General features: G+C 38.6%; 17 protein-coding genes. 11 read left to right on the top strand and 6 right to left on the bottom strand.

Annotation, left to right across the window (positions count from 1 at the left end):
- The 7 genes from NOV28_RS05135 (at position 1) to NOV28_RS05165 (ending at position 7,277) form a co-directional block, all read left to right on the top strand.
- The gene (locus NOV28_RS05135) at positions 1 to 972 is read left to right on the top strand and encodes an HlyD family secretion protein (RefSeq protein WP_255928271.1); all 972 of its coding nucleotides are present in this window, start codon (positions 1 to 3) and stop codon (positions 970 to 972) included.
- A 131-nt stretch (positions 973 to 1,103) separates the two neighbouring features.
- Positions 1,104 to 2,039, top strand: coding sequence for an ABC transporter ATP-binding protein (locus NOV28_RS05140; RefSeq protein ID WP_255928273.1), 936 nt, complete (start codon positions 1,104 to 1,106; stop codon positions 2,037 to 2,039).
- A complete protein-coding gene (locus NOV28_RS05145; RefSeq protein ID WP_255928275.1) occupies positions 2,029 to 2,784 on the top strand; it encodes an ABC transporter ATP-binding protein in 756 nt (251 codons plus the stop codon). Before NOV28_RS05140 ends, NOV28_RS05145 begins: the two co-directional genes overlap by 11 nt.
- 47 nt (positions 2,785 to 2,831) lie before the next feature.
- The gene (locus NOV28_RS05150; protein ID WP_255928277.1) at positions 2,832 to 3,932 is read left to right on the top strand and encodes an ABC transporter permease; all 1,101 of its coding nucleotides are present in this window, start codon (positions 2,832 to 2,834) and stop codon (positions 3,930 to 3,932) included.
- A gap of 33 nt (positions 3,933 to 3,965) precedes the next feature.
- Entirely contained in the window at positions 3,966 to 5,090 is a 1,125-nt protein-coding gene (locus NOV28_RS05155) for an ABC transporter permease (protein ID WP_255928279.1), read from the top strand.
- Positions 5,091 to 5,262: 172 nt separating this feature from the next.
- On the top strand, positions 5,263 to 6,771 hold the full coding sequence (locus NOV28_RS05160; RefSeq protein ID WP_255928281.1) for an aldehyde dehydrogenase family protein: 1,509 nt from the start codon (positions 5,263 to 5,265) through the stop codon (positions 6,769 to 6,771).
- Positions 6,772 to 6,857: 86 nt separating this feature from the next.
- A complete protein-coding gene (locus NOV28_RS05165) occupies positions 6,858 to 7,277 on the top strand; it encodes a DUF779 domain-containing protein (protein WP_255928283.1) in 420 nt (139 codons plus the stop codon).
- A gap of 33 nt (positions 7,278 to 7,310) precedes the next feature.
- Here the strand turns inward: NOV28_RS05165 and NOV28_RS05170 are convergent, their stop codons facing one another.
- From NOV28_RS05170 to ruvX, 5 genes are all read right to left on the bottom strand, one after another.
- Positions 7,311 to 8,387, bottom strand: a complete 1,077-nt coding sequence (locus NOV28_RS05170) for an FUSC family protein (RefSeq protein WP_255928285.1) — start codon at positions 8,385 to 8,387, stop codon at positions 7,311 to 7,313.
- 9 nt (positions 8,388 to 8,396) lie between these two features.
- Entirely contained in the window at positions 8,397 to 9,164 is a 768-nt protein-coding gene (gene mazG, locus NOV28_RS05175; protein ID WP_255928287.1) for a nucleoside triphosphate pyrophosphohydrolase, read from the bottom strand.
- Positions 9,165 to 9,289: 125 nt separating this feature from the next.
- Complete coding sequence (locus NOV28_RS05180) at positions 9,290 to 9,853, bottom strand: DUF5606 family protein (RefSeq protein WP_255928289.1); 564 nt, start codon at positions 9,851 to 9,853, stop codon at positions 9,290 to 9,292.
- 72 nt (positions 9,854 to 9,925) lie between these two features.
- Positions 9,926 to 10,498, bottom strand: a complete 573-nt coding sequence (gene def / locus NOV28_RS05185) for a peptide deformylase (RefSeq protein ID WP_255928291.1) — start codon at positions 10,496 to 10,498, stop codon at positions 9,926 to 9,928.
- The gene (gene ruvX, locus NOV28_RS05190; protein ID WP_255928293.1) at positions 10,495 to 10,911 is read right to left on the bottom strand and encodes a Holliday junction resolvase RuvX; all 417 of its coding nucleotides are present in this window, start codon (positions 10,909 to 10,911) and stop codon (positions 10,495 to 10,497) included. Before ruvX ends, def begins: the two co-directional genes overlap by 4 nt.
- 113 nt (positions 10,912 to 11,024) lie before the next feature.
- Between ruvX and NOV28_RS05195 the strand changes: the two genes are divergently transcribed.
- The gene (locus NOV28_RS05195; protein WP_255928295.1) at positions 11,025 to 11,504 is read left to right on the top strand and encodes a SixA phosphatase family protein; all 480 of its coding nucleotides are present in this window, start codon (positions 11,025 to 11,027) and stop codon (positions 11,502 to 11,504) included.
- Between the two features lie 107 nt (positions 11,505 to 11,611).
- Here NOV28_RS05195 and NOV28_RS05200 read toward each other — a convergent pair whose 3' ends face one another.
- Complete coding sequence (locus NOV28_RS05200) at positions 11,612 to 13,162, bottom strand: serine hydrolase (RefSeq protein WP_255928297.1); 1,551 nt, start codon at positions 13,160 to 13,162, stop codon at positions 11,612 to 11,614.
- A gap of 464 nt (positions 13,163 to 13,626) precedes the next feature.
- Between NOV28_RS05200 and NOV28_RS05205 the strand changes: the two genes are divergently transcribed.
- The 3 genes from NOV28_RS05205 (at position 13,627) to NOV28_RS05210 (ending at position 15,971) form a co-directional block, all read left to right on the top strand.
- Positions 13,627 to 14,280, top strand: a complete 654-nt coding sequence (locus NOV28_RS05205; RefSeq protein WP_255928299.1) for a hypothetical protein — start codon at positions 13,627 to 13,629, stop codon at positions 14,278 to 14,280.
- 286 nt (positions 14,281 to 14,566) lie between these two features.
- Positions 14,567 to 14,749: an FEKKY domain-containing protein gene (locus tag NOV28_RS11260; RefSeq protein ID WP_449273541.1), complete on the top strand. Its 183-nt coding sequence runs from the start codon at positions 14,567 to 14,569 to the stop codon at positions 14,747 to 14,749.
- Positions 14,750 to 15,206: 457 nt separating this feature from the next.
- On the top strand, positions 15,207 to 15,971 hold the full coding sequence (locus tag NOV28_RS05210) for a COG4705 family protein (protein ID WP_255928301.1): 765 nt from the start codon (positions 15,207 to 15,209) through the stop codon (positions 15,969 to 15,971).
- Position 15,972: the final 1 nt, after the last annotated feature.

The raw sequence follows: 15,972 nt of genomic DNA on the forward strand, positions 1-15,972 counted from the left end.
ATGAAAAAATACATTTTATTTGCAGTCGTTCTTGCCTTTAATTCGTGCAAAAACTCAGAACAGAACTATGATGCTTCCGGAACGTTTGAGGCCGATGAAATCATGGTTATCGCTCAAGCTACCGGAACACTACTCCAGCTCAATCTGGAAGAAGGTCAACAACTTAAAACAGGCCAAAAAGTGGGAGAAATAGATGCTAAAAATGTAGAACTTCAAAAAGAACAAGTTGTTGCCAGCATTGAAGCATTGGGACAGAAAACCAATTCCCCACTTCCGCAGATTCAGGTTCTTCAGACTCAGATTTCTGCACAATCAGCCAATATTTCGGTATTGCAGGAACAACTTGATAATGCGGTGAGGGAACGCAACAGAACTTCGAATTTGGTTGCCAGAGATGCAGCGACCAGAAAACAGCTCGATGACGCCAACGGACAAGTTCTGGTTCTTCAGAAACAAATTAACGCTGCACAACGCCAACTAACAATCCTACAGCAACAGATTTCCACAGCGAAAGAAAATGTTTCGATACAGAATAAGGCTATTTTAAGTGAAAGAAAACCTACCCAGAAAAAAGTAGAACAAATCGATGAACAACTGAAAAACAACACCATCGAAAGTCCGATTTCCGGGATGGTTCTTACCAAATACATGAATCAAGGTGAGTTTGCCATGATCGGAAAACCTGTATTTAAGATGGCGAATTTAGACCTAATGACTTTGAAAACCTTTATCACCGGAGATCAGTTAGCGCAGGTAAAAACCGGTCAACAAGTAAAAGTGTTCATCGATTTGGGAGACGGAAAAACAAAGGAAATTCCCGGAACCCTTTATTGGATCAGTTCAAAAGCTGAATTCACGCCCAAAACCATTCAGACCAAAAATGAAAGAGCAAACCTTGTTTATGCGACAAAAATTCATGTAAAAAATGATGGTTTCCTAAAAATAGGCATGTATGGCGATGTGAAATTTTAAAACATGAACCATAGATTCTGAATTAACCACAAAAACTATACGTCAAAATTAATATCAAAAAAGTCTGTAAAAGAAAAAATAATCATTCATCTAAGCCATAAAAAATCTTAAATCAAAATAATCTACTCGAAATGAAATCAATCATCGCCAACAGTCTCACCAAAACCTACGGCAAGGGAAAAGAAAAAATCCTAGCGGTTGATGATGTAAGTTTTGATGTAAATAATGGCGAGATTTTCGGGCTGATTGGTCCTGACGGAGCCGGAAAAACTTCCATTTTCAGGATGTTGACCACGGTACTGCTGCCCGATTCTGGTTCAGCTTCGGTTGAAAACTTTGACATGGTAAATGATTATAAAAAAATCAGGCAAATCGTTGGTTATATGCCCGGAAAATTCTCCCTTTATCAGGATTTGACGGTCGAAGAAAATTTAAGTTTTTTTGCCAGTGTTTTCAATACGAGTATTCAAGAAAATTATGATTTAATCAAGGATATTTATATTCAGATTGAACCCTTCAAAGACCGAAAAGCAGGCGCTTTATCGGGCGGAATGAAGCAGAAACTTGCTCTTTGTTGTGCCCTGATTCACCGACCAAACATTCTGTTTCTGGACGAACCCACCACCGGAGTAGATCCAGTTTCGCGAAAGGAATTCTGGGAAATGCTGCAACGTCTAAAAAAACAGGGAATCACCATCGTTGTTGCAACCCCTTATATGGATGAAGCCACACTTTGCGATCGCATCGCCTTGATGCAGCACGGAAAAATTCTTTCCGTCGATACTCCAGATCGAATGAGTGATGCTTATCCTGACCTGATTTTCGAAGTGAAAGCCGGAAGAACTTCCAGCGTTTTGCGTGCTCTGGAAAATTTTGAACCTAAGAAAAATGTGTATGCTTATGGCGAATTTGTGCATCTGATCGCTGAGAGCAATGCAAATTTCAGCACCTCATCAGTTCAGGAATATTTGAAAAAATCAGGTTTCACCAATATCGAAATTAATCCTGTAAAAGCCAGCATTGAAGATTGTTTCATCCGCTTATTGTCCCATAAAAATGAATACTAAAAATCCAAATATCGCCATCAAAGCAGAGAATATTACCAAGGTTTTCGGGGACTTTACTGCGGTGAATCAAATAAGTTTTGAGGTAAAAAAAGGTGAAATATTTGGCTTTCTGGGAGCAAATGGTGCCGGAAAAACTACGACGATGCGCATGTTCTGCGGACTTTCGGTGCCGAGTTCAGGAACAGCAACTGTAGCCGGATTCGATGTGTATAAGGAAACCGAAAAAATTAAGAAAAGCATTGGTTATATGAGCCAGAAATTTTCTCTGTATGGTAATTTAACGGTAAAAGAAAACTTGGATTTCTTCGGTGGAATTTATGGAATTTCCCGACGAGAACTTAAAACGAAAAGTGTAGAACTGCTGCAAAAACTCAATCTGGAAGAAGAAAAAAACAAGCTGGTTTCGGAACTGCCATTGGGTTGGAAACAGAAACTCGCTTTCTCGGTCGCGATTTTTCATCAACCACAAATTGTATTTTTAGATGAGCCCACCGGCGGCGTGGATCCGGTAACACGGCGGCAATTCTGGAATATGATTTACGATGCTTCAGATCAAGGAATTACGGTTTTCGTGACGACGCATTATATGGATGAAGCAGAATACTGCGATCGTGTTTCCATAATGGTTGACGGTAAAATTGCGGCTTTGGACACCCCAGCAAATCTGAAAAAACAGTTCAGTTCAAAAAATATGGATGATGTCTTTTATGAACTGGCAAGAGGCGCAAAACGCAGTGCAGATTAGCCCACAACCCAACAAGATTTTTTCCTTTTTTAGTTATCAATAATAAAATGAAACAGTTATTCACTTTTGTCCGGAAAGAATTTTTACACGTTCTGCGTGATAAAAGGACTTTGCTCGTTCTATTCGGAATGCCTGTGGTTCAAATTCTGCTGTTTGGTTTTGCTTTAAGCACCGAAGTGAAGAACACGAAAATCGGGATTCTGGACCAAGACGGATCGCAACGCTCTGTTGAATTGGTTGCAAAAATCAATGCGAATCAATATTTCGACCTTGATGAGAATTTAAAATCAATTCAAGAGGCAGAAAATACGTTCAAAAGCGGCAGAATCAAAATGATTGTGGTAATTCCTTCCGGATTTTCTGAAAATCTTATCAACGGAAAAAAAACACAGATTCAGCTCATTTCAGATGCCACCGATCTCAATCTTGCGAACCAGATTTATAGCTTCATGTCCAATATCACTATGGATTTTTACAATCAACAAACCCTGCAGCCGCACGTCGGGATTCAGCCGGAAATTCGTATGCTTTACAATCCACAGCTGAAAGGTGCTCCCAATTTTGTTCCGGGAGTTATGGCATTGGTTCTTCTCATCATTTGTGTTTTGATGACGGCCATTGCCATTGTAAGAGAAAAAGAAACCGGAACGATGGAAGTGTTGCTTGTATCTCCGATGAAACCCTATGTCATCATTCTTGCCAAAGCCATTCCGTACTTTATACTGTCCGTTATTATCCTGATTTCTATTCTTGTATTAAGTGTTTCCGTGCTCGATTTACCGATTAAAGGCAATGTTTTTTTACTATTTGGTATCAGTATTATTTTTATCATCACCAACCTTTTGATAGGAATTGTGATTTCCATTCTGACCGATACCCAGCAAACGGCTATGCTCATCTCGCTGATCGGTACCATGCTCCCGACTCTGATGCTGAGCGGATTTATGTTTCCTGTCGAGAATATGCCAGTTCCACTGCAGATTGCAGGCAACATTATTCCAGCCAAATGGTATTATGAAATCGTAAAAAATATCATGATCAAGGGAACCGGACTAGAAGTAATTTGGAAACAAGTAGCAGTTCTTCTGGGAATGATGGCAGTTCTTTTTGTGATTGCTGTAAAAAAATTCAGGATTCGGCTGGAATGATTCAGCAATGGATATTAACTTATGAATTAGACGATGTTTAGAACGCTCCGTATATTAATCAAGAAAGAATTCCTGCAGATTTTCAGGAACAAATCCATTCTGGCCATTATTTTCGTGATGCCCGTGGTGCAGTTGGTCGTACTGCCACTCGCAGCGAATTACGAGATTAAAGACATTAAAATAGCGGTAGTTGACCATGATAAATCCGGTTTATCACGGGAGCTTATTCGGAAAATTACGGCATCAGGATATTTTATCATCACTTCCTATGACGAAAGTTACCGCAGCGCCTATCAGGAAGTTGAAAAAGACAAGAGCGATTTAATCCTCGAAATTCCCAATCATTTCGAAAGAGATCTGATTAGGGAAAACAGCCAGAAAATTCTGCTGTCCATCAATGCCATAAATGGAACCAAAGCGGGGCTTTCCGCCAGTTATCTTGCTCAGATTCTACAAGATTATAATGAACAGGTTCAGATCAAAATGAATCCCGAACTGGAAAACATAAAGAATACCTCAGGTATTGAAGCTATACCGAAATTCTGGTTTAATGAAGCCTACAATTACCGACTTTCTCTTGTTCCGGGTATTTTGGTATTTCTGGTAACTTTGATTGGAGGCTATTTAACTGCTTTGAACATCGTTTCCGAAAAAGAAACCGGCACCATCGAACAGCTCAACGTATCACCTATCCGGAAAACCGACTTTATTCTCGGCAAACTCATTCCCTTCTGGATTCTGGGGATGATCGCCTTCAGTATTGGTCTTTTGGTTACTATTTTTGTCTACGGCATTCAGATGCAGGGAAGTTTGCTCCTTCTTTACGCTTTCATTTCGGTATATCTCATCACCATTTTAGGAATGGGTCTTTTGGTTTCTGTTTATAGTGAAACCCAGCAACAAGCTATGTTTGTGGTATTCTTCTTCATGATGATTTTCGTATTGATGAGCGGCCTTTTCACTCCGACAGACAGCATGGCCGACTGGGCAAAATATATCGCCTATCTGAATCCTGTGACTTATGGTGTTGACGGCATGCGTTTAATTATCCTCAAGAACAGCAGTTTCAATGATCTACTGTCCCATTTTCGTTTTATTATCCTGTTGGGCATTGTGGTCATCACTTGGGCTATTTTGAAGTACCGAAAAACGAACTAAAACCAATACTTCTTTTCGTTGTTTAAAAATTTGTCTTTCCAAAAAAATTACGATTGGGGCTTCAATAGTAGGAAATTTAAAAATTTAACAAATTTTAGTTTTTATGTTTAAGTAACAATTGTTAACTTTAATAAAAATTTTAAAACAATTCTAAAATAAAAACAATTCTATAATGAGCTCAAAAGTTTACGACAGAGTACAACTGAAAGAAAAGTACGACAATTACATTAACGGACAATGGACTCCACCTGCAAGTGGAAAATATTTCGACGTCATCACTCCATTAGATGGAACCGTGATGAGCCAAGCCGCACATTCCAACGAAAAAGATCTGGAACTGGCCGTGAATGCAGCAGAAGCCGCTTTCGTAACTTGGGGAAAAACTTCCGTTACCGAAAGAAGCATTATCCTCAATAAGATTGCGGACCGCATGGAAGCCAATCTGGAAAAAATTGCTGTGGTAGAAACCATGGACAACGGAAAACCGGTACGCGAAACTCTGAATGCCGATATTCCATTGGCAATCGACCATTTCAGATATTTTGCAGGCGTGATTCGTGCGGAAGAAGGTTCTTTAATGGAATTGGACAACAATACTGTTTCCCTTATTGTGAATGAACCTTTGGGAGTGATTGCTCAAATTATTCCATGGAACTTCCCTATTCTGATGGCCGTTTGGAAACTTGCACCGGCTTTGGCAGCAGGAAACTGTGTTGTGCTGAAACCAGCTGAAAACACGCCAATTTCTATTCTTGTTTTGATGGAAATCATCGGTGATTTGCTACCTCCAGGAGTAGTGAATATCGTAAATGGTTTCGGTGGCGAATTAGGTCATGCATTGGTGACCAACAAAAAAGTGGCAAAAGCAGCATTCACCGGATCTACCGCAACAGGAAGACTTGTAATGCAATACGCTACTGAAAACATCATTCCGGTTACTTTAGAGTTGGGAGGTAAATCTCCAAATATTTTCTTCGAATCCGTGATGGATGAAGATGATGCTTTCTTCGATAAAGCTTTAGAAGGAGCAGTTTTATTTGCCTTAAACCAAGGTGAAATCTGTACTTGTCCATCGAGATTATTGGTACAAGAAAGTATCTATGATAAATTTATCGAAAGAGTTTTGGAACGTGTAAAAGCCATTAAAGCAGGAAATCCATTGGATACTTCTACCATGATTGGTGCACAAGCTTCTAAAATTCAGTATGATAAAATCCTTAGCTACATCAATCTTGGTAAAGAAGAAGGTTGCGAAGTTCTATCAGGAGGTGACGCCAATTCTTTGGAAGGCGATTTGAAAAACGGTTACTACATTCAGCCAACCTTGCTTAAAGGACACAACAAAATGAGAGTTTTCCAAGAAGAAATCTTCGGACCTGTACTTGCTGTAACTACTTTCAAAGATGAAGCAGACGCTATCGCCATTGGAAACGACACCATGTATGGTCTCGGTGCAGGAGTTTGGACCAGAGATGCTCACCAATTGTACCAAGTACCAAGAGCGATTCAGGCAGGAAGAGTTTGGGTAAACCAATATCATGCTTATCCTGCGGGAGCGCCATTTGGAGGTTACAAACAGTCGGGAATCGGTAGAGAAAATCATAAAATGATGCTCGATCATTACCGTCAAACCAAGAATATGCTTATTTCTTACAGCAAAGACAAATTAGGATTCTTCTAATTATTAAAGGGCGGATTTGTTAAGAAATCCGCCTTTTTTTATTTTTTAATGAAAGAATCTTTTATCCCAAAAACCTCAATAAAAAAATGGAAAAAGCACAACGACTTTCCGCAACTCCAAAAGCGCTGGAACTGATCAAGGAACTCTCCGAAGAATATGGCGATCTGATGTTTTATCAAGCAGGTGGCTGTTGCGAGGGAACCCAACCCCAGTGTTTCCGCAAAGGTCACTTTTATCCGCGAACAAAGGATTTGTGCATCGGTACTGTTCTTGGTTTTTATTTTTGGGTAGATCATGATTTGTTTGAATACTGGAAATACAACCATTTTGAACTCGATGTCACCGATGGATTTGGAGCCGGCGGTTTTTCCTTGGAAACGTCTAAGAAAAAGACATTTAAAATCAATTACCGAGTTTTTTCCAAACAAGAACTCGAATCACTCGATGAGCCGTTGGTTTATCATCAATACATGATTCAGGAGAAGGAAAAGCAGGAAAGTATTTAAAAAATAAAAACTTCTCGATGTGAGAAGTTTTTATTATTTTCTGTGTAAAAGAATTTCGACGCTGCGAAGTTGTTTTTCGAGTTTTGCAATTAAGAATTCATGATGCAGAAACCAACCTGTTAATACACCAATTAAACTTCCGATCACGGTATCGAGAATGCGGGCTTCCATCAGTTCATTTACATTGGTGTGTAATCCTGATGCGTTTTCTGCTAAAAAAATGGTTAAAGGAGTAATGAAAATCACGGCCAAACCATAATTGCGCACAACCAGCATTTCCACAATGAATTGCAATCCTGCGATGAGAAACACCAATTCTAATCCGGAAGGAGCCGTAGAGAGCATCATCACCCAAGTAATTCCGATTCCAATGAAAGTTCCTATAATTCGGTGCAAATTTCTTTGCCAAGCATGGAAAAGATCTTTACCCTGAAGAATGGCCAATGCAGAAAGAGGAATCCAATATGCGCTTTTCAATTCCAACCAATGACCAATCATCAATCCCAAAAACATGGCAAATCCAATGATGAAACTTGCGACCAATTCGGTATATCTTTTCTTCTTGATTCTGCTTTTTATTTTAGGTTCCACTACCCTTTTAGCTACAAAAACCGAATAAAAAAGTGCCAGTAAAACCGACAGCATCGCGCCCATAGAAACCAATCCTACATTCAATGGAATGGCTTCTGGATGAAAAGGAATTGACGTAGCTACCGCTCCGATCATGATAAAAAAGAAGTTTCGAGGTGGAGGAACATCAAACCAAGAAGTAATCAAATGCGACAAAAATGCGATCAATCCTAATGCTATTGCGCTGAGTATGTGACTGAAACTAAACGCATATCCCAACGCAAACGAAATGCTGAAACCAAATGCACATACACAAAGGTGAACCATTCTTTTAGAAAGCGTTGCCTGCGTAAAATAAAGAATTACCAAAGCACCAATGCTCGACAAATTGCCATAAGCCGGCCGATCAAAAAGCCAACCCACCCAAAGACACAACCCCACGCAAAGTCCCGCCAAAAGAGGAAAATGCCAAAGTCTTTCGGTTTTTTTTAGTTCTACAAATGCTTGAACATGCGTGTTGAGCCGGTGTTTGAATTTCATGAATCTTACTTATTTCAATCGTTTTGCTTCTTCCCAAAGCAGATCCATTTCTTCCAAAGACAAATCTTCTAATTTTTGATTTTTGTTGAAAGCCAAATCTTCCATTTTCTGAAACCTTGAAATGAACTTGATATTGGTTCTTTCCAACGCAGAATCCGGGTTGATTCCCGATATTCTTGCATAATTAATCAGCGAGAAGAAAACATCGCCCAATTCCTCTTCTTTCTTCATTAAATCGGTTTCCGCATGGAATTCTGCCAGTTCTTCATCCACTTTTTTCCAAGCATCTTCGGCATTGGCAAATTCAAAACCTATTCCTTTTACTTTTTCCTGAATTCTATAAGCTTTCACAATACTCGGAGTTCCTTTAGAAACACCGGAAAGCACCGATTTGTTGCCTTCTTTCAGTTTCAGTTTTTCCCAGTTTTGTTTTACTTCTTCTTCATCTTTCACCTCCACATCGCCGTAAATATGCGGATGACGGAAAATGAGTTTTTCATTGAGGGAATTGATGACATCTGCAATATCGAAACTGCCTTTTTCTGAACCTATTTTGGCATAAAAAACCAAATGCAGCAACACATCGCCGAGTTCTTTTTTTATTTCCGTTAAATCCTCTTGCAATAATGCGTCCGAAAGCTCATACACTTCCTCCAAAGTGAGGTGTCTCAGAGATTGCAAATCCTGTTTTCTGTCCCATGGGCATTTTTCTCGGAGATCGTCCATGATGTCTAACAATCGGGAAAAAGCTTCGAGTTTCTGTTCTTTGGTATTCATTGGAAAAAGTTTTTATTTATAAGATTTTCAGGATGATGAAGATCTCAGTTTGAAATACAAATTTACATCGTTAAAACTAAAAAACCTTGCCTAAAAGACAAGGTTAATATAAAAGAAAACAGGAATTATCCCATTTTTCTGTGAGTACTTTTTGGAGCTGCTTTTGCGGTTGAAGTCGCTGCTTTTGCTTTTGGAGCTGCAGGTTTATCAGCTTTTGGAGCCGCTTTTTTAGTTTCTTTCTTTTCAGTTTTAGCTGGTTTTTCTTCAGCAACTTCTGCAGTTGTTTCTTCAGCTTTCACAAAACTTTCAGGAGTGATGTAACCTGCTTTGCTCAAGATGTTGTACCATTGAGCCAATTTCTTAATATCAGAAACGTAAACTCTTTCAGTATCATAATCAGGTAGAGATTTCAACATGAATTCTCTAAGTTCAGCATCTGAAGATTTATGAGAGATGGTTTCTTTATAGTCGTAATTTTTTGCTACATTTTCAAATACTTCAAACAAAGGAACTTCTTTATCGAAGGTGAACATCGCGATATTATCGAGCAAACTTACCTGAGAAGTATTACCAATGCTCACTTTTTTCTTAGTTACTACATCTTCAATGATAAAACCGCTTTTCAACTGTGAAATTAATTTGTAAAGTCCCGGTTTTCCGGAGATTGAAATTATTTTTTCTAACTGCATTTTCTTATTTTTTTGTTTGAATTGATTAATTATTGTTTTTTCTTCTGAAAAAAGCTCATTCCCAAGGTTTAATTATTTTGGGAATCTCATTTTATAATTTACGGCTACATCGCCTTGAGAGATTTTTACCAATTTGCCTTTTACCAGCTTTTTCTTCAAAGAGCTCAGGTGATCGGTGAAAAGTACCCCTTCGATGTGATCGTATTCATGTTGGATAACTCTTGCGCGGATGTCTGAAAAAGTTTCGGTATGTTTAACGAAATTTTCATCATAATATTCGATCAGGATGGTTTCTTTACGTTTCACATCTTCCCGAATATCGGGTATGGAGAGGCATCCTTCGTTGAATTTCCATTCTTCCCCGGATTCTTCTAAGATTTTCGCATTGATGAATACTTTTCTAAAATCTTTCAGTTCATCGGCGATATCTTCGTAATCTTCATCTTCAGCCAATGGAGAAACATCTACAACAAAAAGCCTGATATCAAGACCTATTTGTGGCGCAGCCAATCCTATGCCATGTGCCGATTCCATTGTTTCAAACATATTCTGCACCAGTTCTTTCAGTTCCGGATAGTTCTGATCAATCTCATGACAGTGTTTTCTTAAAACTGCATCTCCGAATGCACGTATTGGTAATATCATCTTTGTTTCTGTTCTAAAAAATTCTGCAATATCAATGTTGCACTTATTTTATCAATTAACCCTTTTTCTTCCCGTTTTTTCTTGCTTTTACCACTTTGGGAGATATAGAAAGAAGCCATTTTCGAGGTATATCTTTCATCCATACGATGAATTTCTATTGTAGGAAACTGGGATTTCAGTTCTTCAATAGTCTTTAAAATATCCTCTTCAATGGCGGAAAGATTTCCTTTTAAATCGGTGGGAAGCCCTATGACGATGCCTTCAACGTTATTTTCCTTCAAATATTGCTGCAAGAATACAAAAATATTTTTGGTTTCCACGGTATCCAATGCTGAAGCGATTATTTGAAAATCGTCTGTAGCTGCAATTCCGCAACGTGCTTTTCCGTAATCTATCGCAAGGATTTGTCCCATCGTGTGCAAATTTAAGAAAATTTACTTAACCTTTTTTTATCCCTTATTCTATTTTTTTTTATAAAAATGAGAAAAAAATGTATAATTTTAATTTCCCAAAAATTAGACTTCAGATGAAAACCTTAATTCTCGTTCGGCATGCTAAAAGTGATTGGCCGGAAAACACAGAAGACTTCGACCGGCCACTTGCGGAACAAGGCCTCCACGACGCTACAAAAATGGCCCAATTTCTTAAAGAAAATAATATCGTCATTGATAAATTTGTTTCCAGTCCTGCCCTGCGAGCGCTGAGTACCTGCAATATTTTCAACGAGACCTATCAACTTGAGGTAGAAACCAATAAGAAACTGTACAATGCCAACGAAAGCAGCTTTGAATCGGTCATTTATGACCTGAGTGATGATGTGAATTCTGTGGCGATGTTTTCGCATAACAATGGGATTTCTAATTTTGCCAATATGATTGGTGATCAGATTTTTTCGTTTCCAACCTGTGGAGTTGTAGGTTTTTCGTTAGATTGCGACTCGTGGTCGGAGTTTGAAAGTACCGATAAGAAGGTGCTGTTCTCCTACGAACCTAAAAAACTGAAGTAAGAATAGCTCAATTCCGATAAAATCCTTTATCGTATTCTATAGAAAACCCCGAAAATCATGATTTATTCTGATTTTCGGGGTTCTTTAATTTTAATTGAAAGGAGAAATTAATCTTTCCTTTGCAGATCCAAATCGTCAAAGTCGAAACTGAAATCGGTGATATCGGAAATCGGTTTCATTTTAGCCGATTGGGCTTTGCCGTTTTCATCATAATTAAAGATGACGAAAGTATCCGCATCATAACTTCTGTCGTCCCATTTGGCAATAAAAGTATTGTTGTTATAAGGCAAGAGTTGACCTTTTAGACGAGGAGAATTTTTACAGAAGATTCTGTAATTTTTTCCTTCTTGCGCTACGATTACCTCTCCAAACCATACGTCGCGGTAGGTACCGACTACTTGTTCAGGCTTTGGTTGTAAATTTTTCTCTTTTTGGAAAGCGGTTGCTTTTGCAAAAATCTCTTTTTTTCCTTTGGTAAAATCAGCATCTACTTTTGCCATTCTGTCTCCGTAGGTTTTCAGCCAATTGCGGTCTTGCACTCCGAGGTAAGCATCTTTCACGGTATTGGTGATGGTATTGAAAGCCGCCCCACTCTGCTGATTGGTGAGAACTATAATCCCTAATTTCATGTCAGGGATCAAGGTAAATTGGGTCACTGTACCGATTAATCCACCGGTGTGGTATACCTGTTTATGTCCTTTCACGTCTGTAAGAAACCAACCTAAACCATAACCTCCGAAATTGGAATCATAAGCATTTCTGAGTGCTACCGGAGTCGATATTTGAAGATTCCAGAGTTGTTGAATTTGTTTATCTGAAACGAGTTTTTTGCCATCTTTAGTGGTGAAACCATTCATCAGAAAATTAGCCCAAGTCGTCATATCGGTAATGTTGCTGATAATTCCACCGGCTGCGTTGGCGGTTTCGTTCCAATCGTGAGGTACTGCTACGGCTTTTCCGTCAACTGGAGCGTGTGCATCGATGATGTTGGATACATTCGCTGCTTTCGCGCGGTTATAACTTCCGAAGCTGGAATTCATCCCGACTGGTTTCATGATTCTCTGTTCAATAAATTCTGCCCAAGATAGGCCGGAAACGCGGTGGATAATTTCGCCTGCCACGATGAACATGATGTTGTTGTAATCCAAAGTTGTGCGGAAATCATTTTCAGGTTTTAGGTACCGAACATTGTGGATGATGTCATTCACGGTAAGACTGCCCCCTTCCGGGAAGAACATTAAGTCTCCCTGTCCTAAACCGAGACCGGCACGGTGGGTAATTAAATCCTTGATGGTGACATTTCGGGTTACATAAGGATCGTACATCTGAAACTCCGGGAGGTACTGGGTGACTTTGTCGTCAAAATTCAGTTTGCCTTCATCAGCCAGGATTGCTAATGCAGTTGCGGTAAATCCTTTAGAATTGGAAGCGATTCCAACGAGGGTATTTTGATCCATTTTCTTTTGAGTGGTCAATGAGCTTACGCCAAAACCCTTTGCATAGACCAAATTTCCATCTTTGATGATGCCGACCGACATTCCGGGTACGTCAAAAGTTTTTAGGGTATTCTGTATCAATTCATCTAATTTTTTCTCTTCAACTTGTGAGAAAGCCCATAGAGAAATCAGGATGAACAGGAAGGAAAAATTGCGTTTCATGAAGTTTATATTTAATGACCACGAAGATATAAATTTTTTCAGTGCATTTGCGCATTGGGAACGCCCAGTTGGGAAATGGTGGTTGAACCCCCTCTTTAATCAATGGAGCGGGAATGTTGGGAAGCAGTTAGATAGCAGATTAGTTCGGGTCACCTTCGGAAAAGATACCCTTTTACCGAAGTTGATATGGCTTTGACATGAAGAAGACATTAAGTATCCCTTAAGTATACTGCGCTTTGGTACGGCTCAACTACGGCTCAAGTACGGCTCAGCCTCTGTGAAACATCTACCATAAAGGGTTTGGAAAAATTTAATAAGAAATAAAAAGGTGTTTTTACCTTTAAAGAAGAAATACAATGAAATGCTTCATCCTGTTTTGTAAAATTACGAAAAAGATTATTGAACAGGAAAATTTTAATGAATTTTTATTAATTTTGATATAGATCTAAAATACTGAAAAACTGATGGGTAAGGTAACTTCTATTAAAAAATTCAAAGGCAAAGTAGGCAACGAAGTCTATTATCTACTGAATGGGCAAAAAATAGTACGCCAAGTTGCCTCGAAAAGAAAAGGGCCGAAAACACAAGCTCAAAAAAATAATGAACTTAATAATACTGAATTTGCAAAGGCAGCTTCGGCAGGGAAAAATCTTCGGAATGCACTGGCCGAAGAGTGCGAAAGGATGAATGACCGCTACCTCTACCAAAGGGTGAATAAGTTGATGCTGGACTTGAAAGCGTGCGATGTTGCCGAAAAGGGATTGAAGACGCCCATCGGTGGTTTGGAAACCCCACAAGGACAGGCAATCCTAAGAGATTTCACATTTCACAAAAAATATGGGAGCTTCCCAAAGTTGAATAGCGCGATACGGCAAGAGGGCAATGCTGCATTGCACCTTTCCCCTGGTCGCAGTAAGATTTTGGGAATTACGGAATTGCAAGTGAATCTTGAGAATGGAGACTCGCGTAAACATTTGCATCCTGCTCCAATTGAAAGCCCCAAAAATATAGTGGAATTGAAGTTGAACTTCAGGCGCAAGAAAGGATACACGGAGTTGCTTTTTATTTGGGGCGAGAAGTTTTTGCAAGGAGTGGTCGTGGCAGATGTTAGATGTTAGATTTCAGATTTTTACAGGATAAAAGGCAAAAGTTTTTTTTGGAGTATGGAGGATGATGTATGGAGGATGTTTTTTTGGGAGTATGGATTATGAAGTTTGGAGTATGTTTTTGGAAATATAGAAGGTTGCTCCGTTTTTCTTTGTTTTATGGCAGTAAGGAACGTAACCACTTTTTGGCAAAAAACTTTTTTTATTTTTTTTCACAAAAAAAATGTATTAATTAAGTAAATCTTAAAGCAAACAAAAACACACACTTCCCACAACTACCTTAATTTACATCTACTTAATAGGAACATTTAATTTAGAAAGTCATGGCTGTGTTATATCGAATGAAATAATTAATCAAATTGCAAGAAGCAACACAGAAGCGGAAAATAATTTAACATTGAAATACGGAAGTGATTGGAAGGAAAAATTTCTGAAAGAAGTCGATTACGCTTACAATATTGAAAAGAAATCACAAAAGTAATATCTTGGGTAGTAAAGCCATTCAATTAACTAAGGTTTTTAAGAAATTAAAAGTTATAGTCTATACTTAAAAACCCCCGCCATAACATAATGGAAATTATACGCACCTGCCATCCGCAGAAACGTTGCATTCCGTACCGCTTCGCGCAACTCTTATTGGCAAAATTTCCTTGGTGTTATCAATACAACGATTTGGTTAACTCATTCTCATTGAGGCAAAATAATCGCAGAAAGGGAACAGCAAGCCAAGATGACTTATTTAATGATCTTGAGCCGATTAGCAAAAATAATCTGCTCATTTTTTTATTATATTTGAGCCAAATAAAAACCGGTGCCGGCAGATCTGTATCTTATCACTTGAATTTAATGTAATCTCCACACGGCCACAGCAAATTTAGGTTATTTATTGACGTTTTTATGATCGAATATACAGAAGATAATGAAAACAAATTAAAAATATGAAAAATCAAGAAACCACTATACAAATGAATAAAGTTGCGAAAATCACGTTGATTTTTTGGCTCATGAAAATTGTCGCCACTACCCTCGGAGAAACCCTTGGCGATTTTATTTCTATGACATTAAATTTGGGATACACCGTTGGGATTATCATTACTCTTGCGTTTTTCCTTGTTGTATTATTTACCCAACTTTCAGTTAAGAAATACATTCCAGTTATTTATTGGCTCGTCATTATCGGAACCACAACTTTAGGAACAGAAATCTCGGATTATATCGACAGAAGTTTACATTTGGGGTATCCTTTAGGAAGTTTTTTACTCGTTTGCTGTTTGCTTCTAACCTTGTTTCTTTGGTTCAATAAATTTAAAAACCTTGAAGTATATCCCATTATCAACCGCCAGAAAGAGTTGTATTACTGGACCGCTATTCTTTTTTCAAATAGTTTAGGGACGGCATTCGGAGATTTTCTTGGTGATTATTTTGGACTGAGTTATCTGCAAGGAGCTTTCGTGACGGGAGGGGTAATACTTATCGTGGTTCTGCTTCACTACTTCAGTAAAATCAATCATATTATTTTATTTTGGGTAGCCTTCATTTTTACCCGTCCTTTCGGTGCCACTTTTGGTGATTTCTTAACCAAACCCATTGAAAAAGGTGGTTTAAATCTCGGCACACTAAATTCCTCGCTTGTCTCCATGGGTATCATGATTGTTTTGCTTTTGATTGCCCATCGACAACATCGCTTGAGCTTCAATGATTAGC

Origin of the sequence: Kaistella montana, assembly GCF_024436175.1 — a bacterium.
Lineage (GTDB): Bacteria > Bacteroidota > Bacteroidia > Flavobacteriales > Weeksellaceae > Kaistella > Kaistella montana.